The following is a 21,519-nucleotide window of genomic DNA, read 5'->3' on the forward strand; positions in this document are numbered from 1 at the left end:
CCTTTGTAACTTTCCGGGTGGAAGCATGAACACGTTCAGGCATGTGTCGTTCGTCGTAATCATTTCTGTGGCGGTGGGATTGTCTCAGCAGACGGACAACGGACTTACCATTTGCCGCGTGAAGTATCCCGGCGGTGGCGACTGGTACAGCGACCCGAGTTCACTGCCCAATCTCCTCAATTTCATTTCAGAGAAAACGAATGTCATTGTGAGTGATAGGGAAGCGAGGGCCACGCTGGAGGATGATGAGATCTTCAATTATCCATATTTATACTTGACGGGCCACGGCAATGTCAGGTTCTCAGAAAAGGAGATCAGCCGGTTACGGACCTATCTTCTCGGAGGTGGATTCCTTCACGCCGACGACAATTATGGAATGGATAAATCATTCAGGCGTGAAATGGAACATGTATTCCCGGATAGGGCGTGGGTTGAGCTCCCCTTTGATCATCCTATCTATCACATTTATTTTGACTTTCCCAATGGTCTTCCTAAGATTCATGAGCACGATGGGAAGCCCCCGTCAGGACTGGGACTCTTCAATGGCAAACGACTTATGGTGTTTTATACAAACGAAACGGACCTGGGAGACGGATGGGAAGACCCGGAAGTACACAAGGATCCCCAGGAAAAGAGGATGGCCGCCCTGAGGATGGGAGTCAACATATTCCTGTATGCCCTCAGTCAGTAGAATGACAGATATCACTCAACGACTTTTTCGATTCCGCCGGAGAAAAATTGGAATCGATATCCAATCGTTTGCGTTGATCAGTCTTTCTGCATTGCTTGTAACGCTTATCATACTTGTGGGACTGGAAGCAATTTTCTGGTTCTCCATAACGCTGAGGTACGGCCTGTGGCAAGCCGGTATGATCCTGGTCTTGATCCTCGGCATCGCCGCCAGTCTTGGTGCACTCTTACTCCGGCGCGACAGGATCCCCCGCTACTCCCTGCCAGTCGTTGCCAGGGAAATCGGCCAGAAAGGATTGGAAAAAGAGGATGAGGTTCTCAATGCACTTCAACTTGAATCAACGGCAACCCAAGATGCTTTTTCCTCCCGCCAGCTCGCTGACCAGTTTGTGGGGCAGGTATCCACAACACTTGATAATCTGAAACCCACTCAGGTATATGGAAAGCGGGCAGCTCCACGATTCACAAAAGTCGCGGGGGGTATGACAATCGCTTCTCTCATACTCGTTGCTGCCCTTTACCCATCATTCCGGGTGGCTGCCGGGCACTGGCTCCATCCGAAAAGAGCCTACCCGGTGCCGCATCCATTTGAACTTGAAAGCACAAGCGGAAATCTGTATCTCATGGGGGGAGATGATGCGTTAATCAGGTTCAAGACTGAAGGCAAGATTCCCCACTCAATAGAAGTGGAAATCAGAGGACCGGAACGCGTGAGCTATAGAACACTTACACGGGATGACAGCAGCTATTTCACTGACTCTCTGACCCGCGTGTTCCAAAACCTTCGCTATCGTGGGTTTGTCAAATCAAGGCATTTCTGGGAGCCCTGGGACGAAATCTCCTCTCCCACCTACACGATTCATGTGACTGACAGACCTGTCATTGAAGATTTCCGCGTCACACTTTCACCTCCGGCCTATACGGGGATGAGCCCCACTTCCCAGGAAGGCAACGTGGCAGAAATCCGGGGATTGCGCGGATCCACCATCCAGATTCAACTTCGATCGGACAAAGCACTTACCCGGGCATACCTCAAATATGAGCCGGATACAGACGATAAAAACAAGACCAATGTCAAAATGGAGACAAATCGGAATCGTGCTCAAGGAGAGTTCCTCCTGGTGGAAGACGGAGTATTTGCGACCTACATCTTCGACGAAAGAAACGTCGGTAATCTTGACCCCATACCCTATCACTTCATAGTGGTAGAGGACATTCCCCCGGTACTCCATGTGCTCGAGCCCGCATCCCCCACGGAACTGGGGAGTGACTTCACACTACCCTCCCGTCTTCACATTGAAGATGACTTCGGCTTCTCGAATCTTCAGATCGTCTATGAGATAGAACATCCGGATTATGTCTCTTCTGGATCCGGGACCAGTTCCGCGGAGGAGAGCGATATCGTCAATATCCACGGCATTGATGCCTTTTCACGAAGGAAAACGTCGCAGGACGTTTTCTATCTCTGGGATGTGAGCAATCTGAATCTCATGCCGGAAGACGAGCTCCGTTTCCACTTTGAACTGTATGACAATGATGAGATATCCGGACCCAAGAAATCAGTCTCTCCCACCCTTCTGGCCCGCTTCCCTTCCATGGCCGACCTTTTTGCCCGGACCGTAGAGGAGGAGGAATTGATGGAGGAAAAAGCTGAAGATATGATTCAGGATCTGCAGGACCTGGACGACGTCTTAAAAGATGTGGAACTGGAAATGCTGAAAGACGAGAAGGTTAGTTGGGAACAGGAGCAGACGATCAAGCATTCCGTCGAAGAAGTAAGGGAAAAGCTTCAGGACATTCAAAGTCTTCGTGAAAGACTTCAAGAAATTGTTGAACAATCGGAGAAACACAATCTCTTCTCCGCCGACTTGATTGAGAAGTTTAACGATCTCCAGGAACTCCTCCAGAGTATTATGACTCCTGAGCTTGCCGAGTCCATGGAAAAAGTACGTGAGGCTCTCAAAAACCTACAGCCCCATCAGCTGTTGGATGAGCTTCAGAACTTTCGGCTCAACACGCAAGAGCTGGAAGCGCAGCTTGACCGGTTCATCGACGTATTCAGGCGAATCCGGGCGGAACAGACCGTTGACGAACTTGTCGTGCGCATGGAAAACCTGGTAAAGAGGCAGGAAACGGTGGTTGGGGAATTGAGCCGGAGTGACACCCTTCGGAATCTCCCCCGAGTGGCTGAGGAACAGGAGCGCAACCGTCGTGAGTTCGAAAACATCCGGGAGGTCATGGCAGATGCTTCCCGGAGCATGGAAACATTTGCGCCAATTCCGGCCGAGGATCTCAGGACCATGGCGCAATCGGATCTTACCCGCCGTACCGCTCGCAACTTGAAATCGGCCTCGAATTCCCTGAACCGTGGAGATTCTGCCGAAGGATTGGAGTCCGCAGCTGCGGCCAAGGAGAATCTTGAGAATATGCTTGGTCAACTCCGGGAAATCCGCGAGACATTCCGTGAACAGACTGAGGATGAGATGGTAATGGAGTTCGAAGAGATTCTGAGAAACACACTTTTCATATCAAAGGAGCAGGAACGTCTTCAAATCGAGACCAGAGATGCTCCAAGAAACAGTCCGAGGCTGGGTGAGATGGCAAACTCTCAGCAACTTCTCCGGGACCAGCTGGGTCAGCTAATCGAATCCCTGATGACGTTATCCCATCAAACTTTCGCCGTTACTCCAGCCATGGGAAAGGCTATCGGACGTGCCACGGCCGGAATGAATGAATCGCTGAAAAAACTCGAGGATCGTAACAGTCAAAGTGCTGCGGAGAATCAGAGGAATACCGTGGCGGCCCTGAACGAGGCTGCCCTTGCGACACTGGCGGCGATTGCCGACATTCGAGAGTCGGGAATGGCTTCAGGCTTCCAGCAATTCCTGGAAAGAATGGAGCGGATGGCAGCCCAGCAGCGGGGAATCAATGAGCAATCTCTGAAACTTGCATTTGGACGTCTGGCGGCGACAGAGCGAGAGGGACTCATGCGCAGGCTGGCCAGCGACCAGGAACAACTGCGGAAATCGTTGGATCAATTGCGTCGCGAAATGCGTGGCTGGCAGAAGAGCGGCAGTGATCTCAGAGGTATCCTCGATGAGATGGAAGAGGTTCTCAAAGACTTCGAAGCGCGAAAGGTCGATCGCAGAACGGTGGAACGCCAGGAGCGAATCCTGACACGCATGCTCGATTCCCAGAAATCGTTGAGGCACCAGGACTTCGAGCAAACGAGAAAGGCTACCACGGCTCGAGATATCGTTCGGGACGGTCCCTCGGGACTGCCGGAGGATCTGGGTCAACGTCGAAACATGGCCATGGAAGCTCTGAACCTCGCGCTCAAGTCGGGATATCCAAAAGACTATCAGGATATGATCCGTCGCTACTTCAATGCTCTTATCGAATCCCCCGGGTTGATAGATGAGGAGACAGGTGAAAACAGATAGTCTCTTACCTGTTTTGGTGTGGCTGATGGCAGGAACGGCTGTCGCTCAGCAGGTTGTTCCGCCTCTCATCCCTGATGAACGGAGAGCATTCAACAGAGCCATAAGACTGGAAAGACTGAAGCAATTCCAGGCGGCTGAAGAAATCTACCGTGCACTGCTGGAAAGGAATCCCAGGAATTCCCGGGCATATCTCCAGCTCAAGACCCTCTACAGGAAACTCGAGAGACACTCGGAATTGGAAAGACTGATCCTGAACCGTCTCAAGGTCCTTCCTCATGATCTTCAGAGCCATGCTGAATTGGGAGAACTCTACTTCGACCGGGGAGAAAATGAAAAAGCCTCGGAATACTGGGAAGATATCCTGGTCCGGAATCCCCGTTCCCAGGTGGCGTACCGGGTCCTGATGCAAACGTTTCTGCGCCATCAACTGTATGAAAAGCTCGATGACCTGATTCTCCGGGGCCGGAAGGCTTTCAATGATCCATCCCTGTTCTCGTCCGATCTTGGTCTCATATACAGAAGGAACCACAACTGGGAGAAATCAGTCCACGAATATGTGACCTTTGCTGTATACCACCCAAAACAGATTCAAACCGTTTCATCACAACTCCTGAGAATGTCAGACGATGAGGAGAGCATACCGATCATAGAGGCAAAACTCGTGGAACGGATTCCCGAAAGTGAGGATGTCGTTCGGAACCTCTACTGTGACTTTCTTTTCAAAATGGGAAGATATGGCGACGCTTTTGACCAGCATCTCGCCCTGGGAACGGAGAGGGATAGGGATCTTGACAGGTGGCTTCGCTTTGCCAATAACCTGAGGAAAGAAAGTCAGTTGTCTCTGGCACTGAATGCCTTCTCCACTGTTCTCAGGAATATTCCGCAAGGAGCTCACCACCGCAAGTTGACCGGCCAGGCTCTGTACGGACTGGCTCTTACCTACGAGAGCCAGATTCTTCCAACAGAAACGGTTCCTTCCCTCGGAGAATACTTCCCCAACAATTTCTTCTTCGAAAGCGACTTTCCTGGCGTTCATACAATCCACGCTCAGCCCCTGGAAGAGACGTTCACCCTCTACGATTCTATCCTGGTCTCGCTCCCATCAAGCACGTTTTCACCACAGGCACATTATCGCCTGGGGGAGATCAAATACCGCATTACCGAGGACTACGACGGTGCTCTTGAATCCTTCCGTTCGGCGTACGCGATGTCAAAAGACGCCGATCTCAAGCGCAGTGCCAGCTTTAGAATCGGAGACGTTCTTATGGCCAAAGGGCAGTTCCCGGAAGCTCTCGACTATGTCCACGGGCAACTGAAAGCCACCGGCTCCCCCGTTGAGAAGAACAGATACCTTCTTAAGAAATGCCAGGTTCTTTTCCTGTCGGGCGAGCTCGATTCCACCCTGTTTCACCTCAACAGGTTGATATCACTCCTGGACATCACGGATGATCAGCTTAATGATGCACTGGAGCTTCGAGGCTTCATTGAGGAAAACTACGTCCGGCCCGGAGAAACTGCCAGGCAGGCCTTTCAGACCTATCTTGCGGGGGAGCGTTTACTGAGGCAGTCCAAAGTCGCTGAAGCGCAGAATGTTTTCAAAGAGATCGAGGAACTCTATCGCGACGCGCCAATCTCTGATGAAGCCATCTACCGCCATGCCGAGATCGACCTGTTGCTGGGAAACCATGAGAGTGCCGTATCAACCTTTGCCTTCTTGAAGGGTTCTCCACTTGGTGATCGAGCCACTGTCATGATCGGTGAGATCTATGAACGGTACCTTGAGGATAAAGAGGAGGCGATCAGGTGGTATTACGCCGTCCTCGAAGAACACCCCGGGAGTATGCTGGCTGAGCCGGTGAGGTACCGGATCCGGGAAATCGAGAAGGCAGCGTTGGATTGATCCGGTACTTCATCCCAGTCCTGCTAATACAGATAGTGTTCGCCCAGAAGGTACTCATCCCAATGGATCTCGCTCAAAAGGATCATCTGAAGGCTTACGGTATCGCCTACTGGGTCTTGAAACAGGACGTGAACGTGGAATGGCTCCTCAACTATAGAGGCGGTTCCTTCCTGCTGGATCATCTTCCATCCATTCTCAGGGAATGCCGAATAAGAGGCGTCACCACAGAGGAAGTTTCAGGTGAACAGGTGGTCTCCATTTATGGCGAAATCGACGCCAGTAATATGGAAGTTGTCCTGCTTGAGAAAGCTCCCCGGATTGCCATTTATACGCCTCCCAACAAACAGCCGTGGGACGATGCAGTTACCCTTGCCCTTTCCTATGCCGAAGTGGACTATGAGACTCTATGGGATGAAGAAGTTCTTCTGGGACGGCTTGAGACTTACGACTGGCTACATTTACACCATGAAGATTTTACCGGCCAGTATGGGAAGTTCTTCCGAAACTTTCACAACGCAACATGGTACATGGAACAGCAGAGACAATTCGAAGCCATGGCGACACAGTTGGGATTTCCCACCGTGCCGGAAGAAAAAAAGGCCGCGGCAAGAAAAATCAAAGGCTACGTTGCCGGTGGTGGCTTTCTCTTTTCCATGTGCTCCGCCACCGATTCCTATGACATCGCGCTGGCGGCAGAGGGAGTCGATATTGTTGAAACATTGATCGACGGTACACCTGCCGACCCTGAGGCGCAGCAGAAGCTCGATTATTCCAAATGCTTGGTGTTTGAGAACTTTGGAATTATTCCCGATCCTTTCGTGTACGAATTCTCCGATATTGACCTCCCTCCCAGCGACCGTCCCACGTTCAGAGGACCGGAAGCCGACTACTTCACCCTGTTCAGCTTTTCGGCCAAATACGATCCGGTGCCCACCATGCTGACTCAAAACCACCTTGACGTCATCAAGGGCTTCATGGGTCAGACCACCGGATTCCGCCGAGATCTTATCAAGAAACACGTGCTCATCATGGGCGAAGTGGAAGGTGGTGATCAGGTAAAATATGTTCACACAAACTATGGCCGGGGCAGCGTTACGTTTTTTGGGGGTCATGATCCCGAGGACTATCAACATTTCGTCGGTGATCCCCCCACGGATCTTTCCCTCCACCGAAACTCCCCGGGCTATCGTCTGATATTGAACAATATCCTATTTCCAGCCGCTCGTAAGAAAGAGCGAAAAACATAACCACCGGCACCTGCATTTTAGCCACAGAGATCACAGAGCGTATACATTAATCCTAAGTTTATATTTGTTATGATTCTCTGTGTCCTCTGTGGTTCCATGGCAAATAGTGCAAGTTAGATCCTTGTTGACTTGATTCACCTATCCGCGGAACATACTTTTTAACAAGATAACAGGGTCCTACAAATGCTTTTATCCAAATCGAGTGAATTCGCCATTCAGGCCATGGCCTTCCTTGGGGGGATGGACTCCCCCGATCCGGTTATTATTGGAGAGATAGCAAGAGTATACGAAATCCCCAGACAATTCCTGTCAAAGATCACCCTGGTGCTCGTCAAACACGAACTTCTTAAGACCCACAGGGGTTGTAAAGGAGGAGTCACGCTTGCCAGGCCGGCCGAGGACATATTCCTCTCGGAGATCGTACTCGCCGTCTAATGACCCGCTCCTGAGACGGAGCCGTGCCTCTTTGGATTTGATGTCTGTACCGAGGAACGCCCGTGTCCCCTCCACCCACACTGGAAAGCGATACGGGACAGAATCAAACAAATGCTGGAAGACGAGAGCCTGGACCACTTCGGCAGGGAACTCCTCAGGTCGGGCAAGGGAAGATCCTCCGCGCACCTTTCCTTCTCATAACTCATTTTTGCGTTGCATCTTAGTAAATCCCCGTAGCTAATTTACAGTCAGAATGCTGTGCGAAATCTCCTACCATCCTGGCCATGGACACTTCGACATGCTGGCGCATGAGCACTTCTTCTACGGAAAACTGGAAGATTCGCCATTCATACACCGACGAAATGCTTGAGGAGAATCAGGCCCGACTTGAAGGCCTCCCCGTCTAGAGCCGTTGCTACATCACCGGTGAAGACCGGATTCAACGGGCAATTGGAGGTACTTCGAACGATCATAATGCCTTAATTTCTGCCTGAGCTCTTCGCGATCATTCCGTGATATTTTGAGCCTGTTGTCACCGTCAAGAATCTGAAAACTGTCTCGGGATTCTCGGGAAAAGACGAAGGACTTAAGGGAGGTTATTCATGTCTCGTGAGATCCACGACGTATTCGTAACTCGGACAATCCCTCTTGACGGAATTCGTGTTCTTGAGGATGAATGTGATTACAGGATTTGGTCAGGACCTGAGGACGGAAGTCCGGACCAGGCCACGATCCTGGAAGAAGTGAGGAATTGCCGGGTACTTCTGTCGCTCCTTACTGAAAAGATCGACCGTCCCATTCTCGAGGCGAATGAAAGTCTCCTGGGTGTGGCAAACTACGCTGTCGGTTTCGACAATATCGAAATAGAGACAGCCACATCCCTGGGAATTCCGGTGACGAATACACCGGGAATATTGACCGAGACGACAGCGGATCTTGCCTGGGTTCTCCTAATGGCGGTTGCCCGTCGAATTCCCGAGGCTCACAACTACACAATGGCAGGAAAATACAATATCTGGAGTCCCAGTCTTCTTCTGGGCGAGGACATTGGTCCGGGTCCCAGGAACGAACCCAAGACCCTGGGAATTGTAGGCTACGGCAGAATCGGTCGGGGAGTCCACCGTCGGGCAACAGGATTCAGCATGCGCGTCCTCGCCTATGATCCCTGGGCGAAGGATACCGTCCTTCAGTCAGAAGGGGTAGAATATGCCGACTTTCCCCACCTCCTCGAACAGAGTGACTTTGTCACGCTCCACTGCAATCTTACCCAGGAAACTCACCATCTGATTGGAAGGAAAGAACTGGAAAGAATGAAGAACACAGCCTACCTGGTCAACACGTCCCGTGGACCTGTGATCGATGAGAAAGCGCTGGTCTGGGCCTTGAAAAACAACAAAATTGCCGGGGCGGGCCTGGACGTCTATGAGGAAGAGCCGAAATTGGCGGAAGGACTTGCCGAACTCCGGAATGTTGTCTTACTTCCCCATGTGGCGAGTGCAAGCAGAGCCACCAGGGGTGAAATGGCAATCGTGGCTGCTCGCAATGCCCTCGCACTCTTGCGAAAGGAGCGCGCCCCCAATACTGTGAATCCAGACGTTTACGACACGGAAGCCTTCCGGAAACGGATCGGGTAGGGTGGCGCTGGCCCGTCCAGAAGATCGCAGTCAGCTCGAACTACTTTTTCGAACCGGCGTCGAAGCCGTCGACGCTGGGACCTCCACCGCACGCTTTCTGAAGACGGATTCCGGCTTCCTCGAGATCGGTGGATTCAAAATCTCCCGGCCTAACCTCAAAAAGATCTGGATTCTTGGCGGTGGCAAAGCCACCGCGGCCATGGCAAAAGTGGCGGAAGAATTTTTCCTGGAAGAGATGCCACAGGCCTTTGCCGGGGGAGTAATCGTGGTAAAAGAGGGACACGGCCTTCCTCTTGAGCATGTTCGCTGCCGGGAGGCAAGCCATCCCGTTCCCAATAGCCAGGGTGAAAAGGGTGCCATTGAGCTTCTCAAACAGGTGGCCGGAACCGAGCCGGATGATCTCATTCTCTTTCTCCTGTCTGGAGGAGCCTCCGCCCTGCTACCCTTACCGGCAAAGGGTATCCCCCTTGCCAGTAAGATGTCCATGACCCGCACACTTCTGGAATGTGGGGCCGACATCCACGAAATCAATGCCCTGCGAAAACACTGCTCCAGGATCAAAGGGGGGAAACTGGTCCGGGCTGCTCCCGGAGCCGTATGGGTCACCCTGGCTATCTCGGACGTACCCGGCGATTCACCGGAAACTATCGGATCGGGTCCCACTGTGGGAGACCCTACGACTCTTAATGACTGTTGGTCCATTGTCAGAAAATATGGCATTGAACGAAAACTGTCCCCGGAGATACTGGAACATCTGCAGCGGGAAAGTTCGGAAACCCCCAAGCCCGGTGATGAACTGTTTTCTCGAACGTACTACCAGGTTATGGCCAGAAACAAGGACGCGGTAAACGCTGCAGTAAAGAAAGCAATCGGTCTGAACTACCCGACCGTCCCGGAATCACGCTTCCTGTCAGATGACATATCTCAGGTCACCGAATTCTGGAAAAAACTGAAAGAGAGATGTGACAGGGAGATGAAAAAGCCCTTCGCAGCGATCGTTGGAGGAGAACCGACGGTGGAGGTCAAAGGTCCAGGAAAGGGAGGACGGAACATGGAACTGGCCTTGAGACTGGCCGGGATGCTGCCGGGGAAGTTCTCCTTCCTCTCTGCAGGAACGGACGGGACCGACGGTCCCACGGATGCGGCGGGGGCTTTTGTGGATGAAACGACCATTCCCAGGGCCAGGAAAATGGGAATGGAGTGGCATGAGTATCTCGAACGAAATGATTCATACCCATTCTTTGAAAAAATAGGAGACCTTTTCGTAACGGGTCCCACCGGGACAAATGTCATGGACCTTCAAATGCTCCTGGTACGGCAATAGAACATGGATTCAACCATCCTTCTTCCAGCGGCCGCTTCTATCGGCTTTGTCCATATCATCTCGGATCCCGACCCTTATTTACCCTTTTTCACGATGGCCCACGCTCGAAACAGCATTCATCACCATTCGCTTCGATATTACTCCGACGTATCCACTCCCGACGCGCCGCCGCTCTCCTTCTCCACCCATTCCTTCGTCTCCCGCTTCGCTTCGTCCAGATGCTTGGGATGTTCGTGGGCGTACATATCCTCGGGCATCCGGCCGGTCATCCAGGACGGATTCATCGGATAGACGTGAGGATTGAAGACAGTGGACCATAAATGCCATACGAAGACTGCCAGAGTTGCGAGCCAGGCCTCCCAGTAGTGGATGACCAGTGAGACATCGAGCACCCCTCTTGGCAAGAACTGGACAATGTAATTGTCAAACCACAGAAGCAAACCTGTACCGATCATGACGACCGTGCCCCAGGCCAGGGCCCAGTATTCAGCTTTTTCAATATAACTGAACCGCTTGAATTGGGGCGTTTTGTCCACGCGGCCAAGATTGTACAGGATTCGTTGCCAGAATTCCCTGAAATCGTGTACCCGTGGCCAGATGTCTTTAACAAACCTGCTTCCCCGCGGTGTGAAAAGGTAAAATACGTGCCAGAGAGCGGTAATCATGAAAACTACGGCCGCGTACCGGTGGACCGTTCCCCGAAATTCAAAACCTCCACTCCAGCCAAAGATAAGCGTGGAAATCCACGATTCACTGAAGCGAAGGGAAAATCCCGAAATGATGAGAACAATAAAGCTGATCATGAGCAGCGAGTGCTGCCACACCTCGCCAGGGGTCATTCGCCGGACCTGGGGCTTGGCCATGACCAGGCGAATCTGTCTGATGAGATCAATAACCCAGTGTATCACCATCAATCCAATGATAACAATAATGGCCGCGATATAGATCTTCTCAACCACGTCCGCAGCTGGAGTTCGAAGACCCTCGCCACTGATGCCATGAATGGGCGTAGCGGCTAGCTCGGCAGAAATCCCCGGATGACATTCTCCACACGTGGTACGAAGGTTACTGGGATGAATGGTTGATGTGGGAGCTGAACTGGGAAGGATCCTGTGAACTCCATGGCAGGAGGCACAGTTGGCAACCCTCACATCCCCAGCTTTACTCTTCAAACCGTGATAACTGTCAATAAACGTGACCAGCCGTCCCATGGGTAATCCGTACTTCTCATTCAATCGTGTGGACTCATGACACGGGGAACAGGTCACCTCAGCCACCCGGGCCCGGGATACCGGGGAACGTGGGTCAGAAGGAGAAATAATTCCGTGCTCCCCGTGGCAATCAGTGCATACCGGTGCATCCGTTTCACCTCTTGCGACCAGCTTCCCGTGAATGCCTTCCCAGAAGTCACTTTCAATCCCTTTATGGCATTCGCCGCAAGTTTTCGGTATGTTAAAGTGATTTACCGCTGACTCCCGATTTCCAGGCGAGAATATCCTGTGGGCGCTCCCTCCAGTTGAGTGACAATCATTACAGGTGGCCGCAACATAGATCCCCCCTCGTGTCGCTTTCCCGTGGATACTGTTTTCATACACCTCAACGGGATGGTCGAGAAGCAGCTCGTATTTCCTTGTCAAATCTAGATCTTCGTGGCAGATGCCGCACGTACCGGGCAGATTCACCGGGTGAACTTTCGACAATTTGGCAGTCGAGGGAAGAATGTCGTGGTCGCCATGACAGCTTGCGCATGACGGTATGTCCTCTGTCTCTTCCACTTCCAGTCTTCCGTGGATTTTGTACTCTTCTGATTCCTTTTCATGACAGCCTCGACACTCCTCATCTCCTACGAGTAACCCCGTATCCTTCCGGTGGGGCATCGTATCTTTGTCTCCATGACAGTCGAGGCAACCGATGTCTTCATGCGAAGAGTGAGAAATGTCTTCAGCAATAACAGTCTCGTGGGCTCCCGTCTCATGGCACTCAACGCAGGAGCCTTCATCGATGGGTTCATACTCCTCTTCCCCCTGGCCGTGAATGAACCCGCAAGAAAAAAGAATAATTGCAACGGTGCAGACCCATTGCCTTTGGATCTCTTTACCTGTCACCATTTGATTCTATTCCGGCAGGTGACCGAGAAACTCTTTGTACGCCAGTAAAGTTTCTTCAATCAGCTGAATGTTATGAGCCCCTCCGCTCCTGTCCTTTTCGATTTTCTGGAGGGCCTGACGTACCCTCTCAATCTTTTTTCTGTCGTCGACGCTCAACCGGTCAAAAGGTAAACCAGACATTTTCCCTGACACCTCCTCCATCGATCTTGCGGTCGCCTCCTGCCATTCTATGAGAAGTTCCTTGTATTCGGAATCGTGGCAATCGGCACACTTGTCTGCCCCAACCCTCTCCACCTGCCCTTGGGTCCCCTCATGACACCCACGGCATTCCACTCCTGCTTCGTACATAAAGTCCGGCATTGCCTCGGTGGCAAAATCGACCGAACCGCTGTAGATCTTGGACTGAATGTTGTGGCATTTCTCGCAGCTCACCTCATCCTGCGAATGGTGACACGAAAGGCACTCATCCCTTCGAATAACCAGTTCTCCGTGCTGCCTCATATTGGAATGGCACTTTGAACAGAGAAGTCGATTCCTTTCAATATGAATGCTGTGGGAAAAGGTAATACCAAACGTTGCAACATCGATTTCTTCCTGACCGTAGTGGCAGTTCTTACACTCGGAAGGAACCAATTCGCTATAAACAGCAATTTCGGGAATGGCTGAGGTGGAACCGATGAGATTTAGGGCTTCCGCCAATCTGTCGTGGGCGGCGGACAACAGTTCGTCCGAATAGGCAACATTGTGCACGAAATTCCCTTGCTCCACCAACTCAAAATTGAATCTGGCGTCGTTGACCATAACGAGGGCATTCTGTCTCGCCTTTTCCGATACGACGCTGGAACCAATATCTGCCTCCACCGTCGTGAAGGCAATTCTGAGAAGGTCTACTTTTCTGGCCATCAGGTTTTTCCATTGCTGGAGAATCCTTCCGTAACCCCCTCCGTGGCATTTTTCGCACGACTCCGCCCTTGCCAATGCTGTTTCCCCCATCTCAGCAAACCCGCTTTCGAGTTGATGGAAAATGTGACATCCCTGACAGTTCAATCCCTCATCGAACATGGGATTGGGGTGTGGCGGAACATCCTTTCCTCCCATTCCGGAGAATAGATCGAGCTGGGCGGCATGGGATTTCGCGTGACACGATTCACATTCCGGCATAATGCCGACACTCCTTGATACGGACTGATGAAGTATGATCTGATGACAATTCTGGCATTCCACCTTGTGATCCGTCACATGATTCCTGTGGATAAACTCTATATCACCGTACCGTTGAATCTTGCCAATTTCCGCATGGCAAACACTACACCTCTCCGGGGGAACAGTACCGTTCCCCACCTGCATGGGTCCGTGACACTTCTCACAGGCGATGTCGTGTTCAACGACATAGGAATGATCATATTTGACTTCCTTATCGCTGCCCTGCTCAGGCGCCGCGTGGCACAAGGTGCAATTGTCAATGGAGGCACCCTCGGGCTGATCCTTGAAGTGACAAAGAAAACAGGTAGACTCAGTTACGGTGATATGCTCGCCCTGAACAATCTGGGAATGACAGCTTGTGCAACGGAGCTTCTTCCCTCTACGGAGCTTGGTTAGATGGGGCCAGTGGTCAAAGATGATTCCCTCCTTGAACAATACCGTACCTGTGAGGACCCTCTCCTCATGGCATCCGGAACGGAGACAACTACTGTCCGTGATTTCCGCCCAGGGCTTACTCTTTTTGTATACCCCCGTAAAATAGTTCACCACCATTGAGATGGCCGTGAACTTTCCTCGAATGTGGGACTTGAATCCCGGGGGATAATGACAATCGACACAGGTCACCGCCGAATGAGTGGATATTTTCCAAGCCTCCACGTAGGGTCTCATGTAATGGCAGGTGGAACAGAAAGAAGGCTGGGATGAATATTCAGCGAACGCGTACAGGATGAGGAGCAGAGTGAACACACTGCCCAGTGCAATCCCAAGGAACTTCAGAAATTTGTTTTTTGATCTCATGGACATGGAAACTGGTGCTGAGAGATCAATCGACGTACATCAATATCCCCAAATACTAAAGAAGAGAAGTAAGAGGAAATGCGCTATACATAACCTCCTCCTTTCTGGTTCATCCGTCAAATCAACTTATTGCTTCATGTCCGGAGGATATGGGTGAGCAATTTCTTTTCCCCGGTTTTCGAATTCGAACGGTTTGTACGCAGGACTGTTTTCGTTATGGCATTGCTTGCAGGTTGCTTCGTTGGGGACCAGCAGTCCTACAGACTTACCCTCAACGGTTCCTCCAAAGATCGCCTTCATGACCTTCATGCTCTTGTACTCGCTTCCCGGGCCGTGACACACTTCGCAGCCCACCGCCTGTAAACCCTTCATCCGTTTGACTGCCTTTTTGGCTTCCTTATCGGCCTCCGGCGGATTCCAGAATTCCTCGTCTTTCACTTCGTAACCACCTTTGCCGTATCCGGTGACGTGGCAGACTATACACTCCGGTGCCTCGTAGGCAGGAAGCTCCAGTCCCCTTTCCGCGGCAATCTTGGCTGCCTCTTCCGTTTTCAGGGAGTCAAAAGCCTTCGCATGAACCCCATCGGCCCAAACCTTGTACTGCCCTCCTTTCTTACTGCCGGAATGACAGATCTTGCAGCCTTCGGAACCGATGTATTCGAATTCATGTGCCTTTTCGGTTTCTTGCGCCGCAAGCAGTGAAAATGCACAGGTGGCCAGTACGATTACCTTCTTCATAACCCCTCCCTAGTTGAAATCCCTCTCCCCATTTACGTGTTTCGTTCTGTCAATAATATCTCCCTCTGAGTTTATGACAGATGCATGGCAGAGCGAACACTGTGCCAGAGTATATTCTCCAAAATGGCCTGTCGGTGGTATCCCGTGGCAAGATCCGCATACCACGCTCCCGGGTCCGGTCCATACGGGAGTGGAATAATTCCCCGATATGTTGTTGTAGACAAAATTCCCGTGACAATGGACCGCAGAACAGGTCGCGTCATCCCTGTTCCAGATGGGCTCCACATTGCCACCGCCGGTTGCCGTAGTTCCAAATGTTATTTCTGCGGTATTATCCCAACCCAGATGACCTTCATCACGATAATCCACAGGAACCATATGGCATTGATCACATGATACAATGGCAAGGCTCGATTCCATATGTGCTTCATGAGCCCCTACCGATTTGAGAGTCACGTCGGTGCGGTCGTGGAGATCAACAGGTGGGTACGCATGGCCCGCCTCCCGGTCACCGTGACAGGTTGTACAGGTACCAATACCCACACTATGAACATGGCAGGAGCTGCAGCTTAATCGAGAACTTCCGCCGGACAGATCCTCCCCATGACAGAATTGACATCGGTTGAATCCCCAGCCGTTTGTCTTGAGAACTTGGCCATGGAAATTCCTACTGCCTGGATCTCCCCAGTCATCAGGATGCACGGGGGGTTCAGCGGGATCTGTGCACCTGGTGGAGAAAAACAGAATAGACGAGACAAGGGCAATACGCAAAATGACTCTTCCGTGATTCGTCAGGCGTGATACGGGATGACGGAGACTCAACATGCGTCTAGATCGCCTCTGAGAATTGTGAATCCATCCGTTACTCCCCATGGCACCTGAGACAGGAGTAGTCGGTCCACGGGTTATGGCACGCCTGGCATACCTCAGGGGCATCGAGGGCGGCCGATGAATGTAGTCCGCCATCCTCGAGGGCAAAGATGGTACCTACCCATCCTGGTAAATTGTGATCCATGGGCATAATCTGGAGATCCCCATGACATCCCTGACAGTCGGTTTGAACCTGGTGGCAGGATACGCAATCCGATATCCCGGACCGTGCATCAAATCCGTGGGACAGCAAATAGGACACCGGGTGAACCTTCGGTTCAAACTGCTGAAGTTGATGACAGGCGTCACAGGAGACCTGAGAATGACACACCATGCAATTCTCCTCCGTGACCTGACTTATCTCCATTCCATGCAGCCGCGTCCAATCCGATGTGTGGGATACAGGCCGCGATTTCTGGTGACAGTCCCGGCAGTCCTGACCCTTCCATAATTTTGGAGGAGCCAACCCGTCGTCGGAGAAAACGTATTCGTGGCAATCCACGCAATCCGGTCGTTTCGAAAGGTGAAGGATATGGGAGAATGATGGTCCCGGCCTCGGAGGCAGCTCAGGGTGGGTCTTCGGCTCGTCGGGACGGGTGTGGCACGCGGAACATTCATCCGTAGCCACGTCTCCATCATGACATTCAAGGCAGGAATCCTGCAGAGGTAAAAGGCGAACGGCAAGAGAACTGGCTTTCTTTATCCCCTCGTGACATGCGTCGCATTCAAGCTCCAGCACTTCCAGGTGAATCCGATGAGGAAAAATAATATGGTCCCGCTCCTGTCCACTGATGAAGGAGAGGAAAAGGACCATGACCAGATTCAGTCTAAAGTGTCGCACGGATCGTCAACCCGCCTCTTCCATCGTTCACATAGTATGGATTCTTGCTAAATACACCATAAAGTCTCACCATCACCATCGATAGGGGTCTGAAGGCAATCCAGCCGTACAGGCTGGTGGCACGACTGAGTTCCACAAGATCTTTGTAGCCTGTGGCGTTAACCAGAATGTTCCCCCCGAACCTCAAGGTCCGAGAGAGTGCCCGTGTAGCACCCAATCCACTTCCCAGAAGCGTTCTGTCACCCTGAATTCCGGCAAGAAGAGTCACATGATAACTCCGATGAAACAGGATGCTCCTGAAATACCGCACCGACGGATCCCCCAGGCGGTACACCAGCTGATTCCACCATGACGTCTCACGGGAGAGGGACGAGGTAACGCCCAGAGATGTCGTGGGTGACCCTGTTGTTCTTGTCGTCGCCCATGGGTACGGACTGGAAACCGCATACCGCTTGTGTCTCGCGCCTAACCTCACAAGATGATTTCCCCATCGGTAAGACATGAGCAATCGACCATGGTATAACACGCTATGGGTGAAATCCCAGGCCAAGGAGCCGGAGATCTTCACTTGCGAGAAGATTCTTGCATTCCATGTGGTGCCAGTATAGAAGGCTGTTTCGTTTGTTTCGCTCCGGGCCCAGGAACTCACCTCCAGGTTCTTCCCCGGTCCTCCTTTTCCCCACGAGAGAAAGAAGAACGATTTTTCCGCGACCTCCGTGTCACTGAAGTCCGTTACCGCAGGAACACCACCGAGAAATCTCAGAGAACCGAACCTCTCCGTCCGGAGCTGATATTCCCCGCCGTCTACGCGGGCGTGGATCAACCGGTTCCAAAGCGTGATTCTTCCAGCATTCAATGAATGCTTACGGATGGTTACCGTAGCGGATAGATTGTGAACGCGGAACGGATTCTGGAAAATATAGTTTTCCGATCCGTACTCAAAATGAGACTGGAGTTTCACCAGCCGCCCAAGCGTCTGGTGGTAGCTGGCCCAAAGCCGCCAGTGAGTTTCTTCTTCACCCCCAACCATATGGAGTCTGGGCGTCAGAAACGTGGAGGTGACTTTTACCTCGGGTTTGGCCGCCGAGACTAGTGAGGAAGCTACGAGGGCCAGGATGAAACCGTTGAAACAGGAATTACTTTGACGGGCGAGGTTTCGAATCATGACCTAAGGATTTCAAGAAGGAGACAGAAGGATAGCCCCTCATAGAAATTGAGGAAGAATCTGAGTAGAAGAAAGAATTATCCGAGCGGACTATCTTCTGCCTCCAGGAAGAAAACCATCCCATCACGAAGCTGTATCGTAATCATACTCCATGCAGGCACTTTCGCTTCAGGCCGAAGGCTTAAGAGACATTTTGTAGAATTCTTTAAAAGATTCCACTTTGGCGGCCGAACGATAGACTCCGCAAATCCGGCAGTCTTCAGATTTGCATCGTTCCCCTGTTTCTTCAAGATTCCAGCATACCTCTTCGCAGCTTATGTAGGCGGCACAGGCTTCTCTGTCATTCACTCCACAAGGTTTTATCTCCCAGCACGGTATGAGGGATAGCAGACGCCGAAGTCCGGAAATCGTTAGCTTATTACCCCCAATCTGTCGGCGAATGCAGGCAATCCATTCAAGATCCACCTGGGAATACAATCGTCGGCGTGTCTCGGTTCGATACGGAATAACAAGCCCCTTTCTCTCGTACAATCGGAGGGTTTGCGGTGATACACTCATCTTTCTTGCGATGACTCCGATTGTATAAACGGGGTCGTGGGCTTCAACAACAGCTTTGTCTGGATCAGAATTCATTGAAGAAACCTGTAGTTAGTTCTGTAGAAAAATTACAACTTTTGAATACACTAAGTCAAGATAACGTGACCGTGTTATCCTTTTTTATATCCGTGAATGGTATCATGTCTCACTACCCAATTTTCATTTTTCATTCATCAATTCCTTCCAGTTTCCTGATTCCCTGTTCCCCACTCCCTTGGTTCCATAGTTTCCCGATTTTCCAGCACCGTACTCACCGTCAACCAGTCATCAGTTTGACGATACCAATTACGTATCACGTCGGAGCGCAGTTGAGCAAAGTTGAGCAAAGTTGAGTAAAGCGAAATCCCGACGCTCTTTCGGGGCGAAATCCCGCCTGTCCCGATTATTTCGGGGATGCCCTCTCGGGGCGTCACGCATCATGGCCCATCTATCCTCCCAAGGAGGTCCTACGGAACACTTCTCCAATTCTCCATCCCTCCAATTCTCCACTTCTCCATTTCTCCCTTCTCCCTGTCTCCGGTTCTCAAATGTTCAATAATCAATCATCAATAGTAAATAGTCAATTCCAGCCCTCCATTTCTCCCCACGGAATCGGACAGTTCTCTACATCACTCATGGTGCATGAAGATGGAGAAAATCCTTGACTCCGCGAACAGACCCTCTTAATTTGAAGCAGATAACGAGGTCCTGAAGAGTGCTTTTTTCTAAATCAGTTGAATATGGCATTCAGGCTATGATCTACCTGGCCGAGAGGGATTCAGATGACCCTATTATGATCGGGGAAATCGCTCAGGCTTACAGCATTCCCAGGCAGTTCCTGGCCAAAATTGTCCAAACCCTTGTCAAGTACCGGTTGTTGACCGCATTTCGGGGAAGGAACGGAGGAGTGAAACTCGCCCGTCCCTCAAGCGAGATCTATCTCCCAGAAATCATCCATGCCATTGATGGTCCCCCGCCGGAAGAGGAACCATGCATTTTCGGGTTGGATGAATGCTCTGATGAACAACCGTGTCCCTTTCATCCTCGCTGGGAGGTCATACGGGAGGATATCGACGATATGCTTGGCCTGGAGAGCCTCGACAAGCTCGCCGAGATGGTAACGGAAAAACATACCGCGATGGAGGAATCTCTCAAGGCAACCTGAATGATATTCGTGAGCATAACACCAGACATTTTTTTTGGATTAAACAAGATAAGCAGTTCATTTTATCCCGCTGACCATGCAGGATCTTTGTCGCACGGCCAGATGAACACTTCAAGTCGGTGCCCGAAAGGTGACCCTCCTAACTCACCTGCAAGCACCCCCCAGCATGTACTTGCCAATGCAGTTCCGTCCAGAGATCACAATCTCCGCCTGGAACTGCGAACCCACGCGTCACATCGGGCACCGGCTTAACCTCTTTCTCTTCTAGCATAAGTCCTCTCCTTCCTCAGGATCGTTTTCACGACTTGTCGACCTGAGAGGGGCCAAAACACCTTGATTTCCTCTCCCAGGCGTGTAAATTTGAAGTCCAAAGCTTACCATCGGAGAAACCGTGTCACTGTATGAAAAGCTACGAACCTCCATGCAGAACTCCCTGAGGGCCGGGGACAGGGATTCCGTGCGCACCCTCCGTACCCTTTTGGCCAAACTGAAGGAAGGAATGATCGCAAAAGGGAGCGACCTTTCCGAAGATGAAGAGTCCCGAGTGCTTCAGAAGGCGGCCAGCCAGCGAAGAGAGGCAATCGAACTGTACAGAAACGGTGGACGCGAGGACCTCGCGACGGCCGAACTGAGTGAGTTGGTTATCATTGAATCCTACCTCCCCGAGCAGTTGACGCCGGATGAACTGGCCACCATCGTGGATGAGGTGATTCAGGAATCCGGAGCGACTTCCCTGAAAGATATGGCAAAAGTGATGCCCATCCTTATGCGGAAAACAGCGGGACGGACCGACGGAAAAATGGTTCAACAGTTGGTCAGGGAAAAGCTCACCGAATGACCCACACGTTCGACGTTCTGACATTGCTCGTCATGGCGGTACTGGCGATCATCGGGTACACTCGCGGATTTCTGGAAGAGCTCGGAAGGTTTCTGGGGCTCGTAATTTCAAGTCTTGTCGCCATCAGGTTTTTCGCGCCAGTCTCCTCCTGGCTCCAGTCCAGGACTTCCCTTGACGACGCCCTCCTGGCCGTGGTTAGCTTTCTGGCCATCTTTCTCCCCGTCCTTGTCCTTTTCAGGCTTCTGTCCGGGACTCTTCAACTGTTCATGCTTTCCCGGGGAATACGATCTTCCAACAGGGTACTCGGTTTCATGTTTGGCATTCTCAAGGGAGCGTTCGCTCTCATGATTATTATGTTGGTAATGGACATGGCACCCAATCCGGAATTCTTCCAGAACCTCAGGGAAAGGTCCATTACCTATCGCTACTTGACTCAGGGCCGCAGGTGGGTGGTTGGCGCGTTCGGCATGGAGGAACAGGTGGCGAAGGGAAGAACCTGGATGAAGGAAAGCGTGGGGTCCTTTAAAGGAACCGAAGATTGAAA

General features: G+C 51.6%; 18 protein-coding genes. 10 read left to right on the top strand and 8 right to left on the bottom strand.

The genetic code is table 11. The annotated features are described in order from the left end of the window. Positions 1-25: 25 nt before the first annotated feature. From V3U24_07540 to V3U24_07555, 4 genes are all read left to right on the top strand, one after another. A complete protein-coding gene (locus tag V3U24_07540; protein ID MEE9167294.1) occupies positions 26-691 on the top strand; it encodes a DUF4159 domain-containing protein in 666 nt (221 codons plus the stop codon). Next, positions 675-4,133: a hypothetical protein gene (locus V3U24_07545; GenBank protein MEE9167295.1), complete on the top strand. Its 3,459-nt coding sequence runs from the start codon at positions 675-677 to the stop codon at positions 4,131-4,133. The genes V3U24_07540 and V3U24_07545 overlap by 17 nt, the downstream gene beginning before the upstream one ends. Next, entirely contained in the window at positions 4,120-6,033 is a 1,914-nt protein-coding gene (locus V3U24_07550) for a tetratricopeptide repeat protein (protein ID MEE9167296.1), read from the top strand. Before V3U24_07545 ends, V3U24_07550 begins: the two co-directional genes overlap by 14 nt. Before the next feature lie 62 nt (positions 6,034-6,095). Then, entirely contained in the window at positions 6,096-7,280 is a 1,185-nt protein-coding gene (locus V3U24_07555; protein MEE9167297.1) for an asparagine synthetase B, read from the top strand. Positions 7,281-7,589: 309 nt separating this feature from the next. Here the strand turns inward: V3U24_07555 and V3U24_07560 are convergent, their stop codons facing one another. Further along, a complete protein-coding gene (locus V3U24_07560) occupies positions 7,590-7,901 on the bottom strand; it encodes a hypothetical protein (GenBank protein ID MEE9167298.1) in 312 nt (103 codons plus the stop codon). Positions 7,902-8,317: 416 nt separating this feature from the next. Between V3U24_07560 and V3U24_07565 the strand changes: the two genes are divergently transcribed. Further along, complete coding sequence (locus V3U24_07565; protein ID MEE9167299.1) at positions 8,318-9,349, top strand: D-glycerate dehydrogenase; 1,032 nt, start codon at positions 8,318-8,320, stop codon at positions 9,347-9,349. 1 nt (position 9,350) lies between these two features. Then, positions 9,351-10,673: a glycerate kinase gene (locus tag V3U24_07570; protein MEE9167300.1), complete on the top strand. Its 1,323-nt coding sequence runs from the start codon at positions 9,351-9,353 to the stop codon at positions 10,671-10,673. A 137-nt stretch (positions 10,674-10,810) separates the two neighbouring features. On the opposite strand, the gene V3U24_07575 is transcribed toward V3U24_07570, so the two are convergent. Further along, complete coding sequence (locus tag V3U24_07575; protein ID MEE9167301.1) at positions 10,811-12,781, bottom strand: cytochrome b/b6 domain-containing protein; 1,971 nt, start codon at positions 12,779-12,781, stop codon at positions 10,811-10,813. Positions 12,782-12,787: 6 nt separating this feature from the next. After that, the gene (locus V3U24_07580) at positions 12,788-14,020 is read right to left on the bottom strand and encodes a cytochrome c3 family protein (GenBank protein MEE9167302.1); all 1,233 of its coding nucleotides are present in this window, start codon (positions 14,018-14,020) and stop codon (positions 12,788-12,790) included. Here V3U24_07580 and V3U24_07585 point away from each other — a divergent pair. Then, positions 13,970-14,380 carry a hypothetical protein gene (locus V3U24_07585; GenBank protein ID MEE9167303.1) on the top strand — a complete coding sequence of 137 codons (411 nt, stop codon included), beginning with the start codon at positions 13,970-13,972 and terminating at the stop codon, positions 14,378-14,380. The genes V3U24_07580 and V3U24_07585 overlap by 51 nt on opposite strands. Before the next feature lie 528 nt (positions 14,381-14,908). Here V3U24_07585 and V3U24_07590 read toward each other — a convergent pair. The 5 genes from V3U24_07590 to V3U24_07610 form a co-directional block, all read right to left on the bottom strand. Then, positions 14,909-15,520 carry a cytochrome c family protein gene (locus V3U24_07590; GenBank protein ID MEE9167304.1) on the bottom strand — a complete coding sequence of 204 codons (612 nt, stop codon included), beginning with the start codon at positions 15,518-15,520 and terminating at the stop codon, positions 14,909-14,911. 9 nt (positions 15,521-15,529) lie between these two features. Next, entirely contained in the window at positions 15,530-16,345 is an 816-nt protein-coding gene (locus V3U24_07595; protein ID MEE9167305.1) for a CxxxxCH/CxxCH domain-containing protein, read from the bottom strand. A gap of 37 nt (positions 16,346-16,382) precedes the next feature. Next, a complete protein-coding gene (locus tag V3U24_07600; protein MEE9167306.1) occupies positions 16,383-17,231 on the bottom strand; it encodes a cytochrome c3 family protein in 849 nt (282 codons plus the stop codon). Beyond that, positions 17,218-18,396, bottom strand: a complete 1,179-nt coding sequence (locus V3U24_07605; protein ID MEE9167307.1) for a hypothetical protein — start codon at positions 18,394-18,396, stop codon at positions 17,218-17,220. The genes V3U24_07600 and V3U24_07605 overlap by 14 nt, the downstream gene beginning before the upstream one ends. A 168-nt stretch (positions 18,397-18,564) precedes the next feature. Next, positions 18,565-19,029, bottom strand: a complete 465-nt coding sequence (locus V3U24_07610) for a MerR family transcriptional regulator (protein MEE9167308.1) — start codon at positions 19,027-19,029, stop codon at positions 18,565-18,567. 658 nt (positions 19,030-19,687) lie between these two features. On the opposite strand from V3U24_07610, the gene V3U24_07615 reads away from it, so the two are divergent. The 3 genes from V3U24_07615 (at position 19,688) to V3U24_07625 (ending at position 21,517) form a co-directional block, all read left to right on the top strand. Further along, positions 19,688-20,137 carry an Rrf2 family transcriptional regulator gene (locus V3U24_07615; GenBank protein ID MEE9167309.1) on the top strand — a complete coding sequence of 150 codons (450 nt, stop codon included), beginning with the start codon at positions 19,688-19,690 and terminating at the stop codon, positions 20,135-20,137. A gap of 391 nt (positions 20,138-20,528) precedes the next feature. Then, positions 20,529-20,975: a GatB/YqeY domain-containing protein gene (locus V3U24_07620; protein ID MEE9167310.1), complete on the top strand. Its 447-nt coding sequence runs from the start codon at positions 20,529-20,531 to the stop codon at positions 20,973-20,975. Then, positions 20,972-21,517 (top strand): CvpA family protein, encoded by a 546-nt coding sequence (locus V3U24_07625; protein MEE9167311.1) that lies wholly within the window; start codon positions 20,972-20,974, stop codon positions 21,515-21,517. The genes V3U24_07620 and V3U24_07625 overlap by 4 nt, the downstream gene beginning before the upstream one ends. The last annotated feature ends 2 nt before the right edge of the window (positions 21,518-21,519 follow it).

This window comes from Candidatus Neomarinimicrobiota bacterium (assembly GCA_036476315.1).
GTDB lineage: Bacteria > Fidelibacterota > Marinisomatia > Marinisomatales > S15-B10 > JAZGBI01.

Coding starts and splice junctions, on each gene's coding strand:
- V3U24_07540 (MEE9167294.1), top strand. CDS start 26: ATGAACACGTTCAGGCATGTGTCGTTCGTCGTAATCATTTCTGTGGCG.
- V3U24_07545 (MEE9167295.1), top strand. CDS start 675: ATGCCCTCAGTCAGTAGAATGACAGATATCACTCAACGACTTTTTCGA.
- V3U24_07555 (MEE9167297.1), top strand. CDS start 6,096: ATGGATCTCGCTCAAAAGGATCATCTGAAGGCTTACGGTATCGCCTAC.
- V3U24_07565 (MEE9167299.1), top strand. CDS start 8,318: ATGTCTCGTGAGATCCACGACGTATTCGTAACTCGGACAATCCCTCTT.
- V3U24_07575 (MEE9167301.1), bottom strand. CDS start 12,781: ATGGTGACAGGTAAAGAGATCCAAAGGCAATGGGTCTGCACCGTTGCA.
- V3U24_07585 (MEE9167303.1), top strand. CDS start 13,970: ATGAAGTATGATCTGATGACAATTCTGGCATTCCACCTTGTGATCCGT.
- V3U24_07590 (MEE9167304.1), bottom strand. CDS start 15,520: ATGAAGAAGGTAATCGTACTGGCCACCTGTGCATTTTCACTGCTTGCG.
- V3U24_07595 (MEE9167305.1), bottom strand. CDS start 16,345: ATGTTGAGTCTCCGTCATCCCGTATCACGCCTGACGAATCACGGAAGA.
- V3U24_07605 (MEE9167307.1), bottom strand. CDS start 18,396: ATGATTCGAAACCTCGCCCGTCAAAGTAATTCCTGTTTCAACGGTTTC.
- V3U24_07610 (MEE9167308.1), bottom strand. CDS start 19,029: ATGAATTCTGATCCAGACAAAGCTGTTGTTGAAGCCCACGACCCCGTT.
- V3U24_07625 (MEE9167311.1), top strand. CDS start 20,972: ATGACCCACACGTTCGACGTTCTGACATTGCTCGTCATGGCGGTACTG.